Genomic DNA, 17,830 nt, shown 5'->3' on the forward strand with positions numbered 1-17,830 from the left:
CTCTCCCCGTCCCGCCCCGCCCGTCGCCGCTACCGCTCGGCGAGGCTGCCGGCGGTCACCGCCGTGCCGTACGACGGCACGTTCGTCCCGGCCTTCATCAGCGCGAAGCGCACCCACTGGCCGGTGTCCCGCTTGAGTGCCTTGGTGCCGAACATCGCGGCCCAGTGTTCGGTGACCCGGACGCCGTTCGCGTCCTTCGCCGGCCGCAGCCAGCCCAGCTTGCCGTACTGCGCGGCCGCCAGCGGCGTCTTCACCAGTCCCAGCGTGCCCAGGCTGATGACCGCGTCGGCGAGGTTCGCCTGTGCGGTCTTGCGCCAGCCCCCGCCTTCGTGGGCCCGTTGCTGCATCCGGACGGCGAGGGCGGCCGCGCCCAGTGCCAGGCAGCCGAGGCCACCGGTCAGGGCGCAGCCCGCCGTCGCCGCCACCGAGGCGAGCAGACTGCGGTGCTGAACGGCCCACTTCGCCGCCTTCACGGCTCCCGAGGCTGTCGCATGCCAGGCACGACTGGCCGCGTGTGTCGTACGCCGGGCGACGTGCCGGACCACGTGCGCCGCTCGATGCACCACCCGTCTCACGCTGTGGTAGACGCGTGCGGCGTGTGCTCGTACCTTGCGTGCCACGTAGTGGTAGGCCTTTCGCACGCCATGGTAGGCCGCGCGCACATATCGCTTGGCGTGGTGGACCACCCGGTGGACGACCCGGTGCACCGCCCTGCGTACGACGTGGAACACCCGGCGGGCCGTGTGCACCACGTGATGCACGATCCGTCGGGCGTGGTGGACGACCCTGCGGGCCACGTGGACGACCCGGCGCACCACCCGCTTCGCCGCGTTGAACGCCTTCTTGCACCAGCCACAGGAGAACCACAGCCCGTCCGGGTCGCTGAACGTCGGCGGGGCGTTGTTGCCGTAGGCGTAGCCGTGCAGCTGTTGCGGGTCCTCGGGATCGATCACCGGATCGACGGAGAGGAACCGGCCGAGCGCCGGGTCGTACTCGCGTGCCCCGAGGTGGGTCAGGCCGGTGGCGTCCATCGTGCCGTCGACGAACCCGCGGTCGCCCTTCCAGACGACCGGCTTCGGGCCGCGTTCCTCACCGAACGGGGTCTGCCGCCGGCGGCTGACCGCCATCGTGCTCGAGTCGACCTGGAGCACGGCCGTGTTGTGGTGGTCGGCCATCAGCCAGGTCAGCTTGTTGTCGTAGGTGCGTACGGCGATGGTGGAGCCGCCGAACTCGTAGTAGCGGGTGGCCTTGACGACGCCCACCTGCTTCTGCAGTTGCAGCTCCATCCCGCCCAGGTAGAGCGTGACGGTGGTGTTGTCCCGCCGGATCAGCCGGTCGCCGTCCGCGTCGTAGACGAACGAGGTGACGCTGCCGCCCTCGGTGATCTTGGATACCTTGCCCTCGGTGTCCCACTCCAGGGTCTGATTGCGGCCGGCGGCGACCCGGCTGGTGGTGTTGCCGGCCGCGTCGTACCCGAACTGGTCGGTGCTGGTCCCGGTCGGTCCCTGCGTGGCCACCGTACGCACGGTGTGCGGCTGGGCCTGCCCGGCCGCTGGGTGGCTGTACGTGCGGGTGGTGTCCCCGCCGGCGGCGTGCCGCACCTCGGACAGCCGGTTGCCCGTCACGTCGTAGGTGTAGCTGTGCCAGTAGGGCGCCGGCCCGCCGAGCGCGCCGACGCTCGCTGCGCTCGCGCAGTCCCCGGTCGGCGTCCACGCCTCCGACAGCCGCCGCAGGTAGTCGTAGCGGAAGCACTGGATGTCCGCCTCCGCCACGCCGGCCGGCGGCGCGTCGGCCATCTTGAGCAGGTTACCGGCCTGGTCGTAGTCGTACGTCACGTCCGCCTGCCGGGTGCTGGTCAGCCCCTCCACGTCGACCGTGGTGCGCGCGAGCCAGTTGGTGCCCTCCTGCCAGGTGTTGTCGCGGACCACCCGCTTGCCGGTCACCCCGTAGCTGACCTGCTGCAGCATTCCGAGCTTGGCGTAGGTGGTGGCCCCGACGTAGGTGCTCAGCCCGGTCAACGAGATCGGCATCCCCAGCTCGTTGTACGTGTAGCTGAGCGTCTCGGCGGCCAGCCCGCCACCGCCGGGCACCGACATCGTGGCGACGCTGCCGTCGACGTTGTACGTCCCACTGAACGAGTACGTGCCGGCCAGCGGACCCTCGGAGGCCGGGACGGTCACCTGCGTGCCGGTCGGCCGGTCCATGGTGTCGTAGCCGGTCACCGTGCTGGTGTACGCGTCCGTGCCCACGTAGCGGGTGGAGGCGGTCGGCAACCCCTTGACCAGCGTGTCGTACGTCCACTCGGCGAGCTTGGCGCCCGCGGTCGATCCGTCGTACATGCCGGTGCGCCGGTCCAGCGCGTCGTACGTGTAGGCCACCGTCCGGTTACGCGCATCGGTGACCGACACCAGCCGGTCCGAGTCGTCGTAGGCCATCGTGCTGGTGCCCCGGTCCGGGTCCTCGACTTTCACCAGGCGCCCACGCAGGTCGTAGGTGTTGCGCCACTGGTTGCCGGCCGCGTCGGTGACGGTGCTCAGCAGCCCGTCACGGGTGTAGGTGTACTTCGTGGCGTCGTACGTGCCGGTGGGGGAGTTGCCCCGGTACTGGCGCAGCTCCACCTTCCGGCCCCGGCCGTCGAGGTAGGTGGTCGTCGGCGTCGCTCCGTCCGGCGGGTCCATGGTGACCCAGTTGCCGCCGTACGTCGTCGTGCTGCGCCACTTCTCCTGGCCGTAGATCAGGAAGATCTCGGCGGTCTCCCGGCCGGCCCCGTCGTAGACCGTCTTGGTCTGGGCGGGCACGACGTTGTCGGCCACCAGCAGCAGGTCGGTGCTCGGCGGGGACGAGTTGTAGTAGTCGTCGTTGGTCTTCGTCACCAGGCCGCTGGTGTTGTAGAAGGTGTCGGTGACGATCCGCCCCCCGCCGGGCGCCGGCACCTGGGTCTGCCGGGGGCGCAGCAGCGAGTCGAACAGGTCGTAGCCCACGGTGTAGGTGCCGTCGTTGCGCAGCGTCTTCGTGGTCACCGCCACCGGGCCGTTGGTGCGCAGCAGGTAGGTGTACTCGATGTTCGGGCTCTGCCCGCCGGCCTTCGACCGGTCGGGAGACCACACCTTCGACAGCCGGCCGAGCGGGTCGTACGCCACGTCGGTGCGCCGCCCGTTGGCGTCCACCTCGGAGACCGCGAGACCCCAGGCGGGGTCGAGGGTGGTGGACGTGGTGTGGCCGAGCTCGTTGGTGATCGCCGTGCCGGTCACCGGGCCGCCGGTCGCCGGGGTGTAGCTGGCCATGCTGCGTCCGCCGGCCGCGTCCCAGCTCTCCACCACCCGGCCGTGCACGTCGTAGTTGGCGCGGCTGGTGGTCACGTACACCGGGCCGCCGGACCAGCCGGACAGCTCCTCGACCCGGGTCTCGTTGCCCCGGGTGGCGGGGGTGTTGTACGTCGCGGCACCGTCGTAGTAGTGCCGCTCGTCGGAGATCACGTCGGCGGGGCGGTTCGGCGTGACCGAGCAGGCCACCCCCACCGTCTCCTCCCGGGCCACCGGGTCGACCAGCCAGGCGGTGGTGTTGCGGGCGTACTCGTAGCGGGTGCACTGGTCGTCCGCGCTGGTGCTGGTGTCGCCCAGGTCCTCGACCTGGGTCACCTCGCCGTAGCTGTCGAACGTGCTGCGTACCTCGGTGCGCAGCCACCCGCTGCCCACCGCGATCCGGGTCCGGGTGGCCGAGGTGTCCAGCCGGTACGCCTGCCGGCTGCCCTGGCTGGCGGTGGGCCCGTTCAGCCACGGGTCGCTGACCTCGGCGGAGACGACCGAGCCGCCCGGCCCGTCGTACTCGATTTCCTCTCGCTCGAAGCCCTGCAGCCGCCAGTTGTCCCGTACGCTGCCGCCCTCGGAGTCGGTGACCGACACGCTGCGGCTCGCCCCGCCCGGCAGGGTGTCGCCGTCCATGCCCCGGAAGTACCGGTACTCGGTCATCGACCGCTGCTCGTTGGTCTCCCCCTCGTAGATCCGCACCCGGCCGTAGCCCCGCCACTGGGACCAGGTGCGCCGGGTCGCCGGAGTCAGCTGGTTCTCGTCGTAGTGCCAGGCGGCGCCGTCGAGGTACTCGTAGCTCGTCACGTCGAACGGCCCGCCGCCGGTGTTGTCGACCGCGACGACCTGGGTGACCACGTAGCGGTGGAACCAGTCCAGGGCCGGGTTGATCGCCCCCTCCGGCACCCAGTACATGGGGAAGCAGCGCCGGGTGTTGCTCTCCGGGGCCGGCAGCGCCGTGCGGGTGCAGTCCGGCTCCGAGTACGTGATGTTGAGGGTGCCGCCCGTCTCGGTCTGGACGGCCGATACCCGCCACTTCACCATCGGGGCGATGCCTTCCAGGGCGTCCACCCGGTTCACGCGCTGCTGACCGTCGAAGTTGACGTCCGGGGTGGACGCGGTGCCGCCGACCTTGCCGGTGTGCGAGATCGCCTCCAGCCACAGCGACGGGCTGGTGCCGTCGCCGGTGGCGGGGAACGTGTGGGTGAACGTCCACTGGTCCACGTCCCGGTACGCGCTGCCACCCCACACCTGCGTGCTCACCGAGGCGAGCCGCTTGCGGCTGAAGAACGACGGCGAGTACTGGTTGGTGCAGGGCGCCGCGGCGCAGATCCGGTCGTACGGCACGTCCGGCCACGACGCGGCGGTGGTGCTGGACAACTTGCTCGCCGCGCAGTCGAAGGTCGAAGTGGGGATGCACCGCTCCGCCACGGAGAAGAGCATGCGGGCCGGCGCGGTGGTGGTGTACTCGGCGCCGTTGCGCAGGCCGTACTCCGCCCGTAGCGGGTAGCCGGCGCGGACGTAGGAGGTGGCCGCGCTCGCGGTCAGGTTGCGGCCGTAATAGTTCGTCTCGGTCTCGTAGTAGTAGGCCATCGAGTTGCCGTCCGGGTCGACGACGTGGTCGAGGTTCCACCGCCACGCCTGCTGGCACCACGACGTGTCGAAGGTGGTGCCGTGGCAGGGCTCGCCCGCGTCATCGCCGAAGACCGGCGCCGTCCAGGCCGACTTCGTCTCCGGCTTGCCGGCGACCCACCCGGGCAGCCGGTTGCGCCCGAAGAAGTACTGCGTGCCGTCCGTGGTGGTGAGCTTCCAGTACTCCCCGTCGTTGTCGCCGTTCACCGCGCCGGTGAGCCGCTCCACCCGGGTGCCGTCGTCGGCGCGCAGCTTCCACGCCCCGGTGGCGTCGTCGCGTACCAGCTGGCCCGAGTGCCCCTCGAGGACCAGCATCATCTCGTCCCCGGCCCAGCACAGGTCGCCGGGCTTGGTGCTCACCCCGTCGTCGGCGCAGCCCCGGTACTGCCGCTCGAGGTAGCCGACCGGCAGGTCGAAGCCCTCACCGACCAGGGAGGGCTGGTTGTTGGTGGAGGCGGTACGCCCGTCGACGTTGCCCGAGCTGTACCCCAGTTCCAGGTCCGGCTCCGGGCCCTCCACCCCGGGCGGGTTCTCCAACGGGTACGACCAGGAGAAGTCGCCGGTCTGCGGGGTCACCTGCCAGCTCGCCGACGGCGACAGGGAGCTGGCCTTGTAGTCGCCGGTGCCGCCCGAGGCGGCGGCGGTCACCGCGTACACGCCGGCCTCCTGGGCCGCCGACCCGCCGCCCGGGGCGGTGGGACCCCGCACGTCCGGCAGCCCGACCGCCACCTGCGCCCGCAGGCGCCCGGCCTGCGTGTCGTTGCGGCTGGCCAGCGGCTGCTGTTCCTGGCAGGCGGGGACCGCCGGCGTGGTCAGGGCGCACAGGGGCATGCGGACGATCCGCAGCCGGGCACCCCAGTCGCCGCCGTACGCGTACCGGAAGCCGGAGTAGTCGACGTCGAGGGTGACGGTCCCGCCGGTGTCGGCTGTGGCGACCTGCAGCAGCAGGCCGTCGACCCGGGCGGCCAGCGCGGCGGAGTGGTCCGCCACGCGGACGCGTACCCGCTCCGGGGCGCTACCGCCGTCGGCTGGCGGGGCGATCGACAGCGGGGTGCCGGGCACGGTGGCCGGCGACACCGGATCGCCCAGCCGCCGCTCCAGGGCGTCGGCAACCGGGACGTCGACCTCAGCGGTCGCCGCCTGCGGCCAGACCACGTCCGGCGCGGCGCGCAGCGCGGCCCGCTCGGCCGGGTCGGGGGCCCGGTCGCGGGCCGGGACCGGGCTGCCCGGCACAGATTTCTGGGCCTGCGGTGCGGGCGGCCGGTAGCTGGCGGCCGCGACCGCCAGCTCCGGGGCGACCAGGATTCCAGCCGCCACGATGGCCGCCAGTGGCAGGCTCAGCGCTGTGCGGCGACCGGGTCGGGGCATGCGAAACATCGGTCCGTCCTTCCCTCTTCCTGCCAGCTAGGCCGACGCCCACGCCGAGATCGTGGCGTCGTCGACCACGCCCTGATAGACCCGCACGTCGTCCACCTCGCCCGGCCAGAAGCCGGTGAGCGACGTGCCCGACCGTGCCCGCCCGATCTGCAGGCCGGCCGCGGCGTGCCACGGTGTGGTGTGGCTGCCGACGCCGGACAGCTCACCGTCGACGTAGACGCGGAGCTGGCCGGTGTCGGCGTCGTACACGCCGGTCAGGTGCGTCCAGGTGTCCGGCACCGGGGTGTGGAACGCGACCGCCTCGTCGTAGCCGTCGGTGCTGCTGTCACTGCCGGCGAGGCCGAACGACCACGTGTTGTCCGACGGCTCGAACTGGAGCACGAACCCGCTGATGGCGGCGCCGTCCTGGCTGACCGCGGTGAGCGGGACGCTGGTCGGGTAGCCGGAGCGCACCCGCACCCAGGCGCCGACGGTGAAGCTCTGGTCCGTACGCAGCACCGGCCCGCCCGCCGACGCGTACCCGGTGGAGCCGTCGGTGCGCAGCGCCCCGCCGACCCGCCCGGCGGTCCAGCTGGCCCCGCCGGTCAGCGTGGCGGTACGCCCGGCGCCCGACGCGTCCGCCGCGACGGTGCCGCCGGTCTCGTCGAGCTTCCAGTTCCCCACCAGCGCCGGTGGCGCCGCGGCGAATTCCCGGATCGTGTCGTCCGACAGCACGCCCTGGTAGACCCGGACGTCGTCGACGTCACCGGCGAACCAGTCGGCCATGGCGCCGTGGTACTTGGCCCGGCCGATGGACAGGGGGCCGGTGGCGTTCCAGGCGCCGGTGTACGCGACGCTGCCGTTCAGCACCCCGTCGACGTAGAGCCGCAGTTGCCCGGCGGACTTGTCGTACACGCCGGTGAGCTGGGTCCAGACGTTGAGTTTGGGCGCGGCGGTGGAGTTCGCCGAAATGTGGGTGCCGGTGGTGGAGCTGTCCGCGGTCACCATCGCCATCGTCCAGGTGTTGGTGGAAGCCCAGTTGCCGAGGCGGAACGAGCTGTTGGCGGTCCCGTCCTGGCCGACCGCCGTGACGTTGCGGGACAGGCTGGTCGGCCGCACCCACGCCGACACGGTGAAGCTCAGGTCGGTACGCAGCACCGCCGCCGAGGTCGCGGCGTAGCCGGTGGTCCCGTCCAGCCGCACCGATCCGGTGCCGACCCGGCCCGACACGTGCGTGGCGCCGCCGGCGAGGGTGGCGGGATGACCACCGTCCGAGCTGTCCGCGGCCATACTGCCGCTGGCCTCGTCGAGTTCCCAGGCCCCGACCGGTATCGTCACCGGCCGTACGTAGAACTGGTAGCCGTAGACCAGCCCCTTGTTACCGGCAGCATCGACCGACCGCACGTAGAGGGTGTTGAGCAGGTCGGTGGTGGGGGTGATGTCGAGCGTCGCCGAGCCGCCCTTGGTGGTCGCGTTGACCCGGTTGGCCGGCGGCTGGGTGTTCAGGCCCCACTCGAACGCGACCACATCGGTGTCGGCCGCGGCCGCGGCGAAGGTGAACGAGCCGGGCAGGCCGGGTGAGCCGCCGTAGACCGGATCGCTCCCGGCAAGGGTTTCCGGGTACGTCGTCGAGGTGACGGTCGGTGTCGAGGCCGGCGGGCTGAGGTCCACGGCGAACTCGCAGTAGCCGGTCCACGGGCCGAGGTTGCCCGCGGTCCCGGTGTCCTCACCGCGTACCCGCCACTTGTACAGACCACCGTTGGCCAACGAGCCCTTCGCGTAGGAGTGGACCGACCCGGAGGCCACCTTCGGGGTCGCGTACTCACCGACCAGTGTGACTCCGTCCAGCGTGTACAGCTGGAAGCGGGCGCCCACGCTCTGCGGGTCCTTGTCGGTGATCTTCGCCCGCATGGTCGCCGTCGTGGTACCGATCACCGGCCGGCTCGCTCCGGTGACGCACGGCAGGCCGGGGTCGAGCGACAACGAGGTCGGCAGGTCCGGCGGGGTGTTGTACTCGACCTCCAGCGTCGGATTGTTCCGGAACTTCTTCCACGCGTACGTGTCGGTCTCGCTGCTGGCCCGTAGGCCGAGCGTGATGTCGTTCCAGCCGCCGGCGGCGGCGTTGACCACGATGGACTTGACGTTGAAGTCCACCCCGCCGGCAGGACAGGAACTGCTGTACCCCTTGGCCACGTTCACCGTGGCGAGCTTGGTGTTCCAGCCCGGCTGCGTGTTCCAGGTGGTGCCGGAGCCGATCGCGCCGGTCCACCACACCTCCACCTGCCGCGCACTGCACGACCACGAGTGCGTCTCGTAGGTGCGGAAGGTGCCGTTGATGATGGTCTTGCCCTTGATCGAGTGGCTGTCCATCCGGAAGAAGGACCGGTTGGTCATGCCGGTCTGGTTCTCGTGCCCGACCCGGGCGATGTCCGTGCTGTTGAAGTAGGAGCTGTTCGGGTAGGCCTTCCACACCGACGTCCACGCCAGGCGCCCGCCCGCCCACTTGATGTTCGGATCGAGGTAGACCGGGAACGTCGTGTCCGACGCGGACAACATCGCCAGGTCCGGCTCGACGGTCAGCTCGTGTGCGGTGCCGCGCAGCCGCATGGCGCGGTGCCGGGCGTTGTGGCCGGGCCCGGTGATGCGCTCCCGCGCGGCGAGCTGATCGTCGCCGGAGGAGTCCCACATCAGCGGCGTGCCGCCGTGGAACACCACCCTCCCGTCGGGCGCGACGAGCTGTAGGTTGCCGGCGGCGTCGACCTGCGTGGCCACGCCGTGCCCACGGGTGGTGTAGCGCAGCGTACGCAGCTCGGGATTGTGGGCCGCCTCGGCGGACTTGACCACCAGTACCTGGGAGAAGCCGTCCACATCGGCGCGTACCACGAGGTCCACGCCGGGCAGCACCTCAGGGTAGGTGGCGGTGTCCCCGTCGAGGGTCGGACTGGGCAGCGACCGCGCCCAGCCGATTTCCAGGCCGCGCCCCTCCGCCAGCATCCGGACCAGGGGAGCGGTGCCGCCGCCGGAGAACTCCAGGTGCACCTCGGTGGCCGCCGGGACGACCATGCCGTCGGCGTGCCGCTGCAGCGTGGTGTCGACGGGGACCCAGGTGTCGCCGCGGCGTACCCGCTGCGGGCGCGCGCTCTGCGTGAGGGTGAACGTGCCGCTCGGGTTGGCGAAGACCTGCTGCGTCTCCGTACGCAGGCCGGTCACCTCGATCCGCTGTCCGGTCGACCGGGCGAGCGCGGCAGCCGACTGCTCCGTCGGACGCTCCAAGACGGTGGACGGCGGCCCCTGTGGTGCCGGCATCGCAGTGGTGGTCCTCGTAACGGCCCCTGCCGGGGCAGCGCTGAACGCCAGAACCGCGGCGGTCGCCAGCGCGAGAAGTGCGTGGGGGGCGGGACGCATGCGGGCCTCCTCCGGGGCCTGGGCCCCCGGGACGACGCGGTGAAGAAAATTTGAGAGGAAGCTATGTCGATGTGGAGATATTTTCAAGCGTCGATTTGCGTGGTCATGCAGCATGCGGTGGCCGCAGGTTGTGCGGGTAGCGGGGGAGTGATCCCGGGCGTGATCGCTCGGCGACGTGGAGTTGCCGTCAGAGTGATCGCCTACGGGATGCCGCAGTGATCAATCAGCGCCGATACGGGCTCACCCCGGGTTGAAGATCAAGCTACCCTCCTCCTCAGTTTCACGGGGAGGAGCCTTTATGAGCGTCCGGACTCGACAGCCGAGCAGGGAGCGGCGTCGTCGCCACGTCCTGTTCCTTGTCCTCGTCCTGCTGGTGTCCAGTGCGGTCCAGGCGGTGGCGGCACCGGCGATGGCGGCGGACGACTTCGACGCGGTGCGCCACCGCTGGCTGCAGCTGCTGACCGACAGCGACACCAATCACGCGGACGACCCGCGCTACACCGGCCGCCTGCCCAAGGTCGGGGAGGTGCAGGGCTTCGTCGATCGCATCGACCCCGATGCCCTTTCGCCGGACAATGCCGCATACGGTCAGCTCTGGCCGACGGAGTTCGTCTACACCACCACGGCAGGCGTGTCCGGCTCGTTCACCCGGCTGGTGCAGATGGCGACCGCCTACGTCACGCCGGGGACCACACTCGCCGGCGACGCACCGCTGGCAGACGCGACGGTTGCCGGCCTCAACGCGCTCGTCCACACGTTGCCGCGCAGCCAGGCGGACCTGCCGCTCCCGCACCCGTCCGGCGACTGGTACGAGTGGGAGATCGAGATTCCCAAGAAGATCACCAACGTCGCGGTGATGATGTGGGGGCACCGGAACCTTGCCGTGAACGACTATCTCTCGGCGATCAAGGTGCTCACGCCGACCTGCACCCGGTCCGGCCGCAGCACCAACGTCAGCGACTACGTCGATCCGAGCCGCGGCGCCAACCGGGTCTGGAAGTGCACCACCGAGGTCATGATGGGCGTCCTCGCCAGGGACGCGGGGGCCATCACCACGGCCCGTGGCGACGCGCTCGAGGCCATGGCGACCGTGCGGGTCGGCGAGGGCGTCTACGCTGACGGCTCGTTCATCCAGCACGGCCGGCACCCGTACAGCGGCGGGTACGGCACCTCGATGGCCCAAACGTACGCGGAGCTGATCTACGCCCTGCACGGCTCGCCCTGGGCGATCGACGGCGCCGCCAGTACCGCGTTCGCCGGTTGGCTGCGGGACGGCCTGCGGCCACTGGTGTATCGCGGCGCGGGCACGCCCGGTGTGCAGGGCCGGGAGATCGCTCGGGCCGGGACGCCGAAGCGGAACGATCCCGCCGAAACCAGCATCAAGAACCATCAGTCCGGGCAGGGCCTCACCCGGGCTGCGCTCATCCTGGCCGAGGCGATGCCCTCAGCCGACGCGCTGCAGCTGCGCAGCATGGCGAAGGGGCTGATCAGCGCCGACACCTTCGCGCCCTATCCGGACGGCTATTTCCTCTCCCTGTTCACCGTCGCGCGGGCGTACGCGGTGATCGACGACGCCGCCATCCAGCCCGCGACCGATCTGACCGCCACCAAGGTGTACGCCGGCATGGACCAGGTCACCCACCAGCGACCCGGGTACATGTTCGGGGTGAGCATGTTCTCCAACCGGATCCTCGACTACGAGACCCTCGGCGAGAATCTGCGCGGCTGGTTCACCCGGTACGGCATGACGCAACTCGTCCTGCCGGACGACCTCGGCCAGTACGACGACGCGTACTGGCCGACGGTGGACGCCACCCGCCTGCCCGGCACGACCGTCTCCACGGCGGCCGGATCCACCACACCTTCCAGTGGCGTGCCGTCGACGGCGAGCTGGGTCGGCGGCGCGGCACTCGATGGCCGGTACGCTGCGGTCGGCATGGAACTGCGGGACCCCTTCTCGGACCTCAGCGGAAAGAAGGCGTGGTTCCTGTACGACGACGAGATCGTCGCGCTCGGTGCCGGCATCACCGGCATCGGCCCCATCGTGACCACGGTCGACCAGCGGCGGGTGAGCGGCAGCGAGGCACTGACCATCAACGGGACACCGCGCTGCGCCACCAACGGCAGCAGCGAGGTGGTCGAGGGTGCGAAGAGCGCCCATCTGAGTGGCCAGAACATCGGCTACTACTTTCCGGGTGGCGTGACGCTGCGTTGCAAGCGCGAGGTCCGGACCGGCGCCTGGAGCGAGATCAAGCCTGGCGAGTCCACCAAGCCACACCAGCGGGCATATGTGTCGCTCTGGATCGACCACGGGTCGAACCCGTCGAACGCCTCCTACAGCTACGTGCTGCTGCCCGGCGCGACCGCCCAGCAGGCCGCCGACTACGCGGCGAGCCCGCAGGTCAGCGTGCTGCGCAACGAGACGACGATCCAGGCCGTGCAGCAGAACGCACTCGACGTCATCGGCGTGAACTTCTGGCAGCCCCGGGTGACCCAGCGACTCGACGCCTGGGGGGAGGCGTCGTTCCTGACCGTCGACGACGCGGCAGCGGTGGTGCTCCAGCGCACGGCAACCGCCATCAAGGTGGCCGCGGCGGACCCGACACAGCAGCGTACGGGTGCCCTGCACATGAAGCTCAACACGCCCAGCAACGGGCTGGTGTCGGGCTCGGCCAAGGTGCGGCTGGTGCAGACGGTGCCGGCAATCCTCAGCATCACCTCGTTCCAGACCGCAGGCGCCACCGAGACGGCAGTGCTGGCGACCGATCCGCAGGTGCTGCGCCCCACCCACGACGCGATGGTCTGGAAAGACCACGGCGACACCAACTACGGCACCACCGGCCTGGTCGTGAAGAACACCGGCGACGGCTGGACCCGCCGCAGTTACCTCAAGTTCGACCTCGCCGGCGTGAACCCGGCGGACATCGCCAGCGCCACCCTCCGGGTGCACGGCAACAACACGACCTGCACCGAATGCACCACCGACCTGGCCGTGCAGTCCGCTCCCGACGAGAACGCCACCGGCGGCGCCTGGTCGGAGGACACGCTGACCTGGAACAATGCCCCGCAGCCCGAGGGCGGCCCGATCGGTAACCTCGCCGTCGGCACGACAGCAAGCTACGCCAGTGGCGACGTCACCACATATGTCCGGGTACAGGCAGCCGGTGACGGCGTGGCGACGTTCGTGCTCACCGAGCCGGCACAGACCGGCGAATTCGTCCTGCTCAACAGCGACGAGGCCGCGACCGGCCAGCCACAGCTCGTCCTCACCACCCGCGGCCCGCAGGTGGACAACTGGCAGCAGCCGAACGCGGAGGCGACTCCCATCGGCGACGCGTACGTCGACTCCGACAAACTCGACGCCGTCGGTGGCCAATCCACCGTGAACGCCGTCAAGTACACGCCCAGCCAGCAGCGAATCACGTACCTGACCTTCGACATCGCTCAGTACGGCGCGATCGAGTACGCCAAGCTGGAGTTCCACGCCAAGGTGACGGAGGCCGGAGCCCTCGCCGACAAGGTGGTCGTCTCCGAGGTCGGGGATGCCTGGAACGAGGGTCTGGTCAAGTGGAACAGCAAGCCTGACGTCGGCGCCGCGCTCAAGACGCTGGACGTCAGCGCCACCGGCGGAGTGGTGGGGCTGGACGTCACCGATTACCTGCGGCGCAACGCCGCCGACGGCCGGGCCTCCTTCGCCATCAGCGGCGATCCGGCCGGCAGTCGTAAGTACATCGCCATCACGTCACGGGAGAGCGCCGCGAATCCGCCAAGGCTGGTCCTACGGGCCGAGTACGCCGATCGGCCGGCGCTCGCGGACACGTACGTCGACGCGATGGACCCGGCGGCAACGCACGGCCCCGACAAGGCGCTGGTGGTCGACGCCGGCAACCGCACCGCCCTGCTGCGGTACAGCCTGGACGGCGTGGCCGACCTGAACCGCGTCGCCGTCAACCTGTACGTACCGCAGTGCGCCGTCAAACCAGTCACGCTCACGGTGTACGGCAGCGCGGACGGCGGCTGGACGGAGGGCGGTACATCCTGGGCAACCCGACCGTCATCGACGCTGGCGCCGCTGCGCGAGTTCACGTGCGGAGGCAAGGATCCCCACGTGTCCATCGATGTCACCGGCTACGCGATCAGCCAGTGGCTCGGTGATCAGACGCTGAGCCTGCAGGTCAAGGCAGACGACGAGATCACTGTCAGCAGCAAGGAGGAGTCGGCCAACCCTCCGACGCTGACCATCAAGACCAGCTGACGGTCGCGACGACGCTGGCATGCCCCAAACGCCGCTCCGGCGTCCGGGGCATGCCAGCGTACGGACGACTGAACACGGTGGCCGTCGATCGGCTGGCGGGGCGGCCGCCACCGGCTCGATCAGTAGAGCAGGTAGGCCCGGCGCTGCCGGTCGAAAGCGGCCAGCTCGTCGGCCCACGCGCCCACCACGTCGTCCACGTCAGCACCCGCGTCGATCATGGTGCGCAGCCGGGGCGACCCGGTGAGCTTGTCGATCCAGTACGGCCGTTGGGCGTCCCACGAATCCTGCCGCCAGGCGAAGGCCGCATACCTACGCGCCTCCACCAGCATCGCGACTCCGGTGCGGATCGGGTCGTAGGCGTTCCGGTCCACGACTTTCACCTCGACACCGGCGCAGAGCTTGTTGAGCAGCGCCGGCTTCTGCCCGGCCGCGGTGGGCGAGAAGTACGCCTCGCGGAACTCGACCCCGGGCAGGTCACGAGCGTTGAGCCGGTCGCCCCAGTGGTAGTCGAAGTCGGTGGCGAGCCCGCCGACCAGCTCGAACGGCCGGCAGGTGCCCCGGCCTTCGGTGATCGACGCGACGCCCTCGAAGAGGCAGGTGCCCGGGTAGACGAGCGCCGTGTCCGTGGTGGGCATGTTGGGGCTGGGCATGACCCATGGCAGATCGGTGTCGGCCGCCAACACGTCCCGCTTCCAGTGCCGGCACTGCACCACGTGCAGGTCGACCGACCGCCCCACCTCGGCGGGCAGGAACTCGGCGTTGAAGAAGCGAGCCAGTTCGCCGACCGTCATGCCGTGCTGCTGCACGATTTCCTTCAGCCCGACGCCGGAGGTGTAGCCGGGGGTCATCATCGGGCCGTACGTCCGGCCGCCGATCGGGTTGGGTCGGTCGAGCACGACGTACCGCTTGCCGACCCGGGCCGCGGCGAGCATCGAGGTGTACATCGTCCAGATGTAGGTGTAGAAGCGCGCGCCCACATCCTGGATGTCGAACACCACGGTGTCCATCCCGGAACGCGTGAACATGGCCTCCCACGCGGCCTGCGAGGCGCCGTACGCGTCATAGACCGTGATGCCGGTCCGTGCGTCGATGCCGGTGCCCTCGCTGCCGCCTGCCTGGGCCGAACCCCGGAAGCCGTGCTCAGGACCGAACGCCGCGACCACGTCGACCCGGCCCGAGGCGTGCATCAGGTCGACCAGGTGCCGGTACGAGCTATCGACGCCGGTCGGGTTGGAGATCACCGCCACCTGCTGCCCGCTCAGCTCCCGGAAGTCGGAGCCCACCAGCACGTCCAGGCCCGTCTCGATCCGGCGGATCCCCGGGTCGGCGCTACCGGGCGAGCTGGTCAGGGTCCCGGCGAGGGCCCCGGTGACCGCCCCGGCTCCGGCGAGGAAGGTTCTGCGCTCCATCGGGTGCCTCCAAGCAGCTCAGTTCATCGAAACTTAGCTACCATCCGGCGGTCGGTCAAGGAAGGATATCTACGCGGCTGCCCGGCCTCACCCGAGCAGGGCGAGGAGGCGGCGCAGGGCCGGGTTCGTGCTGTCGCGCGGCCAGGCCAGGGCGACGTCCACGGTGGGCGCCGGGGCGGTGAACCGGCGCAGCCGTACCGCGCAGCCGCAGCGCGCGGGCGCGGCCGGCCGGGACGGCCGCGACCACGTCTCCCTGCGCCACCGCCCGCAGCAGCTGCTCGTCGTCCGGCTCCTGCCGGACGAGCTTGAAGCCGCCGTGCGGCCAGACCTGGGCGATCGTGCGGTCGAACATGCCGGGGCCGTTCTCGCGCGGCCACATCACGGCCGGCAGGTCGACCACCTCGGCCCGGCTGATCCGACGGCGGCCGGCGGCGAGGGGGTGGCCCGCAGGCAGGGCCAGCAGCAGTTCCTCGGTGTCGACGGTCCGGCAGGCCAGCGCCGGCTCGTCGACCGGCGGGCGGACGAACGCCGCGTCGAGCCGGCCGGCGAGCAGGCCGGCCACGTTCGGCGCCGTCCAGGCCGTCTCCGGGACCACCTCGACGTCCGGGTGGGCGGCCCGGAACCGGGCGACCAGCGCGTCGACCCGGCCACCACGCGCCGAACGGGTGTACGCCAGCCGGAGCCGGCCGCCCCGCCCGCGTACCAGGTCCCGGATGCGGGCGGTCCCCGCGTCCACCTCGGCGAGCAGCCGGGCGGCCTCGCCGGCGATCCGCGCCCCCACCTCGGTCAGCGTGCAGCCCCGGCTGGTGCGGTGCACGAGCGGCACGCCGAGCTGGCGTTCCAGGGCGCGGATCTGCTGGCTGAGCGCGGGCTGTGCGACGCGCAGCCGGGCGGCGGCCCGGGTGAAGTGCAGTTCCTCGGCGAGCACCGCGAAGTAACGCAGCCGCCGCAGGTCCGACCAGACGTCCGGCGCGTCGAACATGCGCCGATCATAAGCGGCGCTTATCGCCGGCTGCCCGATCCGTCTTGGACGGCGGCCCGCCGAGCCGGCGACGATCCGAGGCCAACGGCACGAGCGACGGGAGCGGACGATGACGGCAGCGACGGACGTGGTGGTGGTCGGGGGCGGGGTCATCGGGATGACGGCGGCGGTCACCCTCCAGCAGCGGGGAGCGCGAGTGACCGTGCTGGCCGCCGACGATCCGGCGGACACGGTGTCCACGGTGGCCGCCGCGGTCTGGTACCCGAGCCACACCGACCAGGACCCGCGGGTGCTGCGCTGGGCGCGGGAGACGCACACGGAGCTGGGCCGCCAGGCGGCGGACGGCGTGCCGGGGGTGGTCGACCGGCCGACCCGGATGCTCCTGCGCCGCCCGTACGCCGGCCCGCCGTGGTGGGCGGAGGCGTGCGGGGACCTGGTCGCCGAGACGGCGCCGCCGCCGTATACGGCGCTGCTGCGGTTCACCGCGCCGACGGTGGAGATGACTCCGTACCTCACCTGGCTGCGGCAGCGGCTCGAGGCCGGTGGCGGGCGGGTGCTGCGCCGCCGGGTGCGACGGCTCGCCGACGCGTTCGAGATCGCGCCGACGGTCGTCAACGCGACGGGGCTGGCCGCCGGCCAGCTCGCTGCCGACCCGGCCGTGCACCCGGCGCGGGGGCATGTGGTGCTGGTGGCGAACCCGGGCCTGACCGTCTCGGTGCGCGACGAGGACGACCCGGCCGGAATCACGTACGTGCACCCGCGCCGGCACGACGTGGTGCTCGGCGGCACCTACCAGCGGGGGGTGGGGCACACCGCGCCCGATCCGGACACGGCGGTGGCGATCCGGCGCCGTTGCGTCGCGCTGGTGCCGGAGTTGGCCGACGCGCCGGTGCTCGGCGAGCGGATCGGGCTGCGGCCGGCCCGGCACGGCGGCCCCCGGGTCGAGGTGGACCCGGCGAGCCCACCCGGCAGCCGGCTCGTGCACGCGTACGGCCACGGCGGGGCGGGGGTCACGCTGTCCTGGGGGTCCGCCGCCGAGGTGGCGGACCTCGCCCTGGGTGGTTGACCGGGCCTGCCTGGCGCGGGGCCGGCGGTGCCGGCTTTGACTCGCACATGATTTGCTGCCCTCCGGCCGGCAACTCGGCAAGACTGATGAGCGTGATCGAGGTGTGGTACTTCGCCGACTGCCCGAACCACGAGGGCCTTGTGCCGCATCTGCGGGCGCTGCTCGATTCCGTTGGGGTTGACGAGCCGATCCACGAGCGCGTGGTGGAGACCGACGAGGAGGCCCGGACGCACCGGTTCCTCGGCTCCCCGACGCTGCGGATCGACGGCGTCGACGTCGACCCGACCGCCGCGCAGCGCACCGGCTACGGGCTGCAGTGCCGGCTCTACCAGGCCGAGGACGGCCTTCGCGGCACCCCACCCGACACGTGGATCCTGGCCGCCCTGCAGCAGCCGGGCCGTGGGTCGGCGGCCGGCTGAG

Annotated in this window: 7 protein-coding genes; 3 read left to right on the forward strand and 4 right to left on the reverse strand. The window is 71.3% G+C overall.

Going from position 1 to position 17,830, the window contains the following annotated elements; all coding sequences use genetic code 11:
- Positions 1–29: 29 nt before the first annotated feature.
- Positions 30–6,314, reverse strand: coding sequence for an RHS repeat-associated core domain-containing protein (locus ONA70_RS17765; protein WP_265007559.1), 6,285 nt, complete (start codon positions 6,312–6,314; stop codon positions 30–32).
- 27 nt (positions 6,315–6,341) lie between these two features.
- Positions 6,342–9,566 carry a LamG-like jellyroll fold domain-containing protein gene (locus ONA70_RS17770; protein ID WP_265007560.1) on the reverse strand — a complete coding sequence of 1,075 codons (3,225 nt, stop codon included), beginning with the start codon at positions 9,564–9,566 and terminating at the stop codon, positions 6,342–6,344.
- A gap of 430 nt (positions 9,567–9,996) precedes the next feature.
- On the opposite strand from ONA70_RS17770, the gene ONA70_RS17775 reads away from it, so the two are divergent.
- A complete protein-coding gene (locus ONA70_RS17775) occupies positions 9,997–13,953 on the forward strand; it encodes a CBM96 family carbohydrate-binding protein (RefSeq protein ID WP_265007561.1) in 3,957 nt (1,318 codons plus the stop codon).
- 119 nt (positions 13,954–14,072) lie between these two features.
- On the opposite strand, the gene ONA70_RS17780 is transcribed toward ONA70_RS17775, so the two are convergent.
- Together ONA70_RS17780 and ONA70_RS17785 are read right to left on the reverse strand one after the other, a co-directional pair.
- Positions 14,073–15,362, reverse strand: coding sequence for an exo-beta-N-acetylmuramidase NamZ family protein (locus ONA70_RS17780; protein WP_265007562.1), 1,290 nt, complete (start codon positions 15,360–15,362; stop codon positions 14,073–14,075).
- Between the two features lie 55 nt (positions 15,363–15,417).
- A complete protein-coding gene (locus ONA70_RS17785) occupies positions 15,418–16,344 on the reverse strand; it encodes a LysR family transcriptional regulator (RefSeq protein ID WP_265007563.1) in 927 nt (308 codons plus the stop codon).
- A 109-nt stretch (positions 16,345–16,453) separates the two neighbouring features.
- Here ONA70_RS17785 and ONA70_RS17790 point away from each other — a divergent pair, with 109 nt between their 5' ends.
- Positions 16,454–17,410: an FAD-dependent oxidoreductase gene (locus tag ONA70_RS17790; RefSeq protein ID WP_265007564.1), complete on the forward strand. Its 957-nt coding sequence runs from the start codon at positions 16,454–16,456 to the stop codon at positions 17,408–17,410.
- Between the two features lie 92 nt (positions 17,411–17,502).
- Positions 17,503–17,829, forward strand: coding sequence for a DF family (seleno)protein (locus ONA70_RS17795; protein ID WP_265007565.1), 327 nt, complete (start codon positions 17,503–17,505; stop codon positions 17,827–17,829).
- The last annotated feature ends 1 nt before the right edge of the window (position 17,830 follow it).

Origin of the sequence: Micromonospora yasonensis, from assembly GCF_026013475.1 — a bacterium.
GTDB lineage: Bacteria > Actinomycetota > Actinomycetes > Mycobacteriales > Micromonosporaceae > Micromonospora > Micromonospora yasonensis.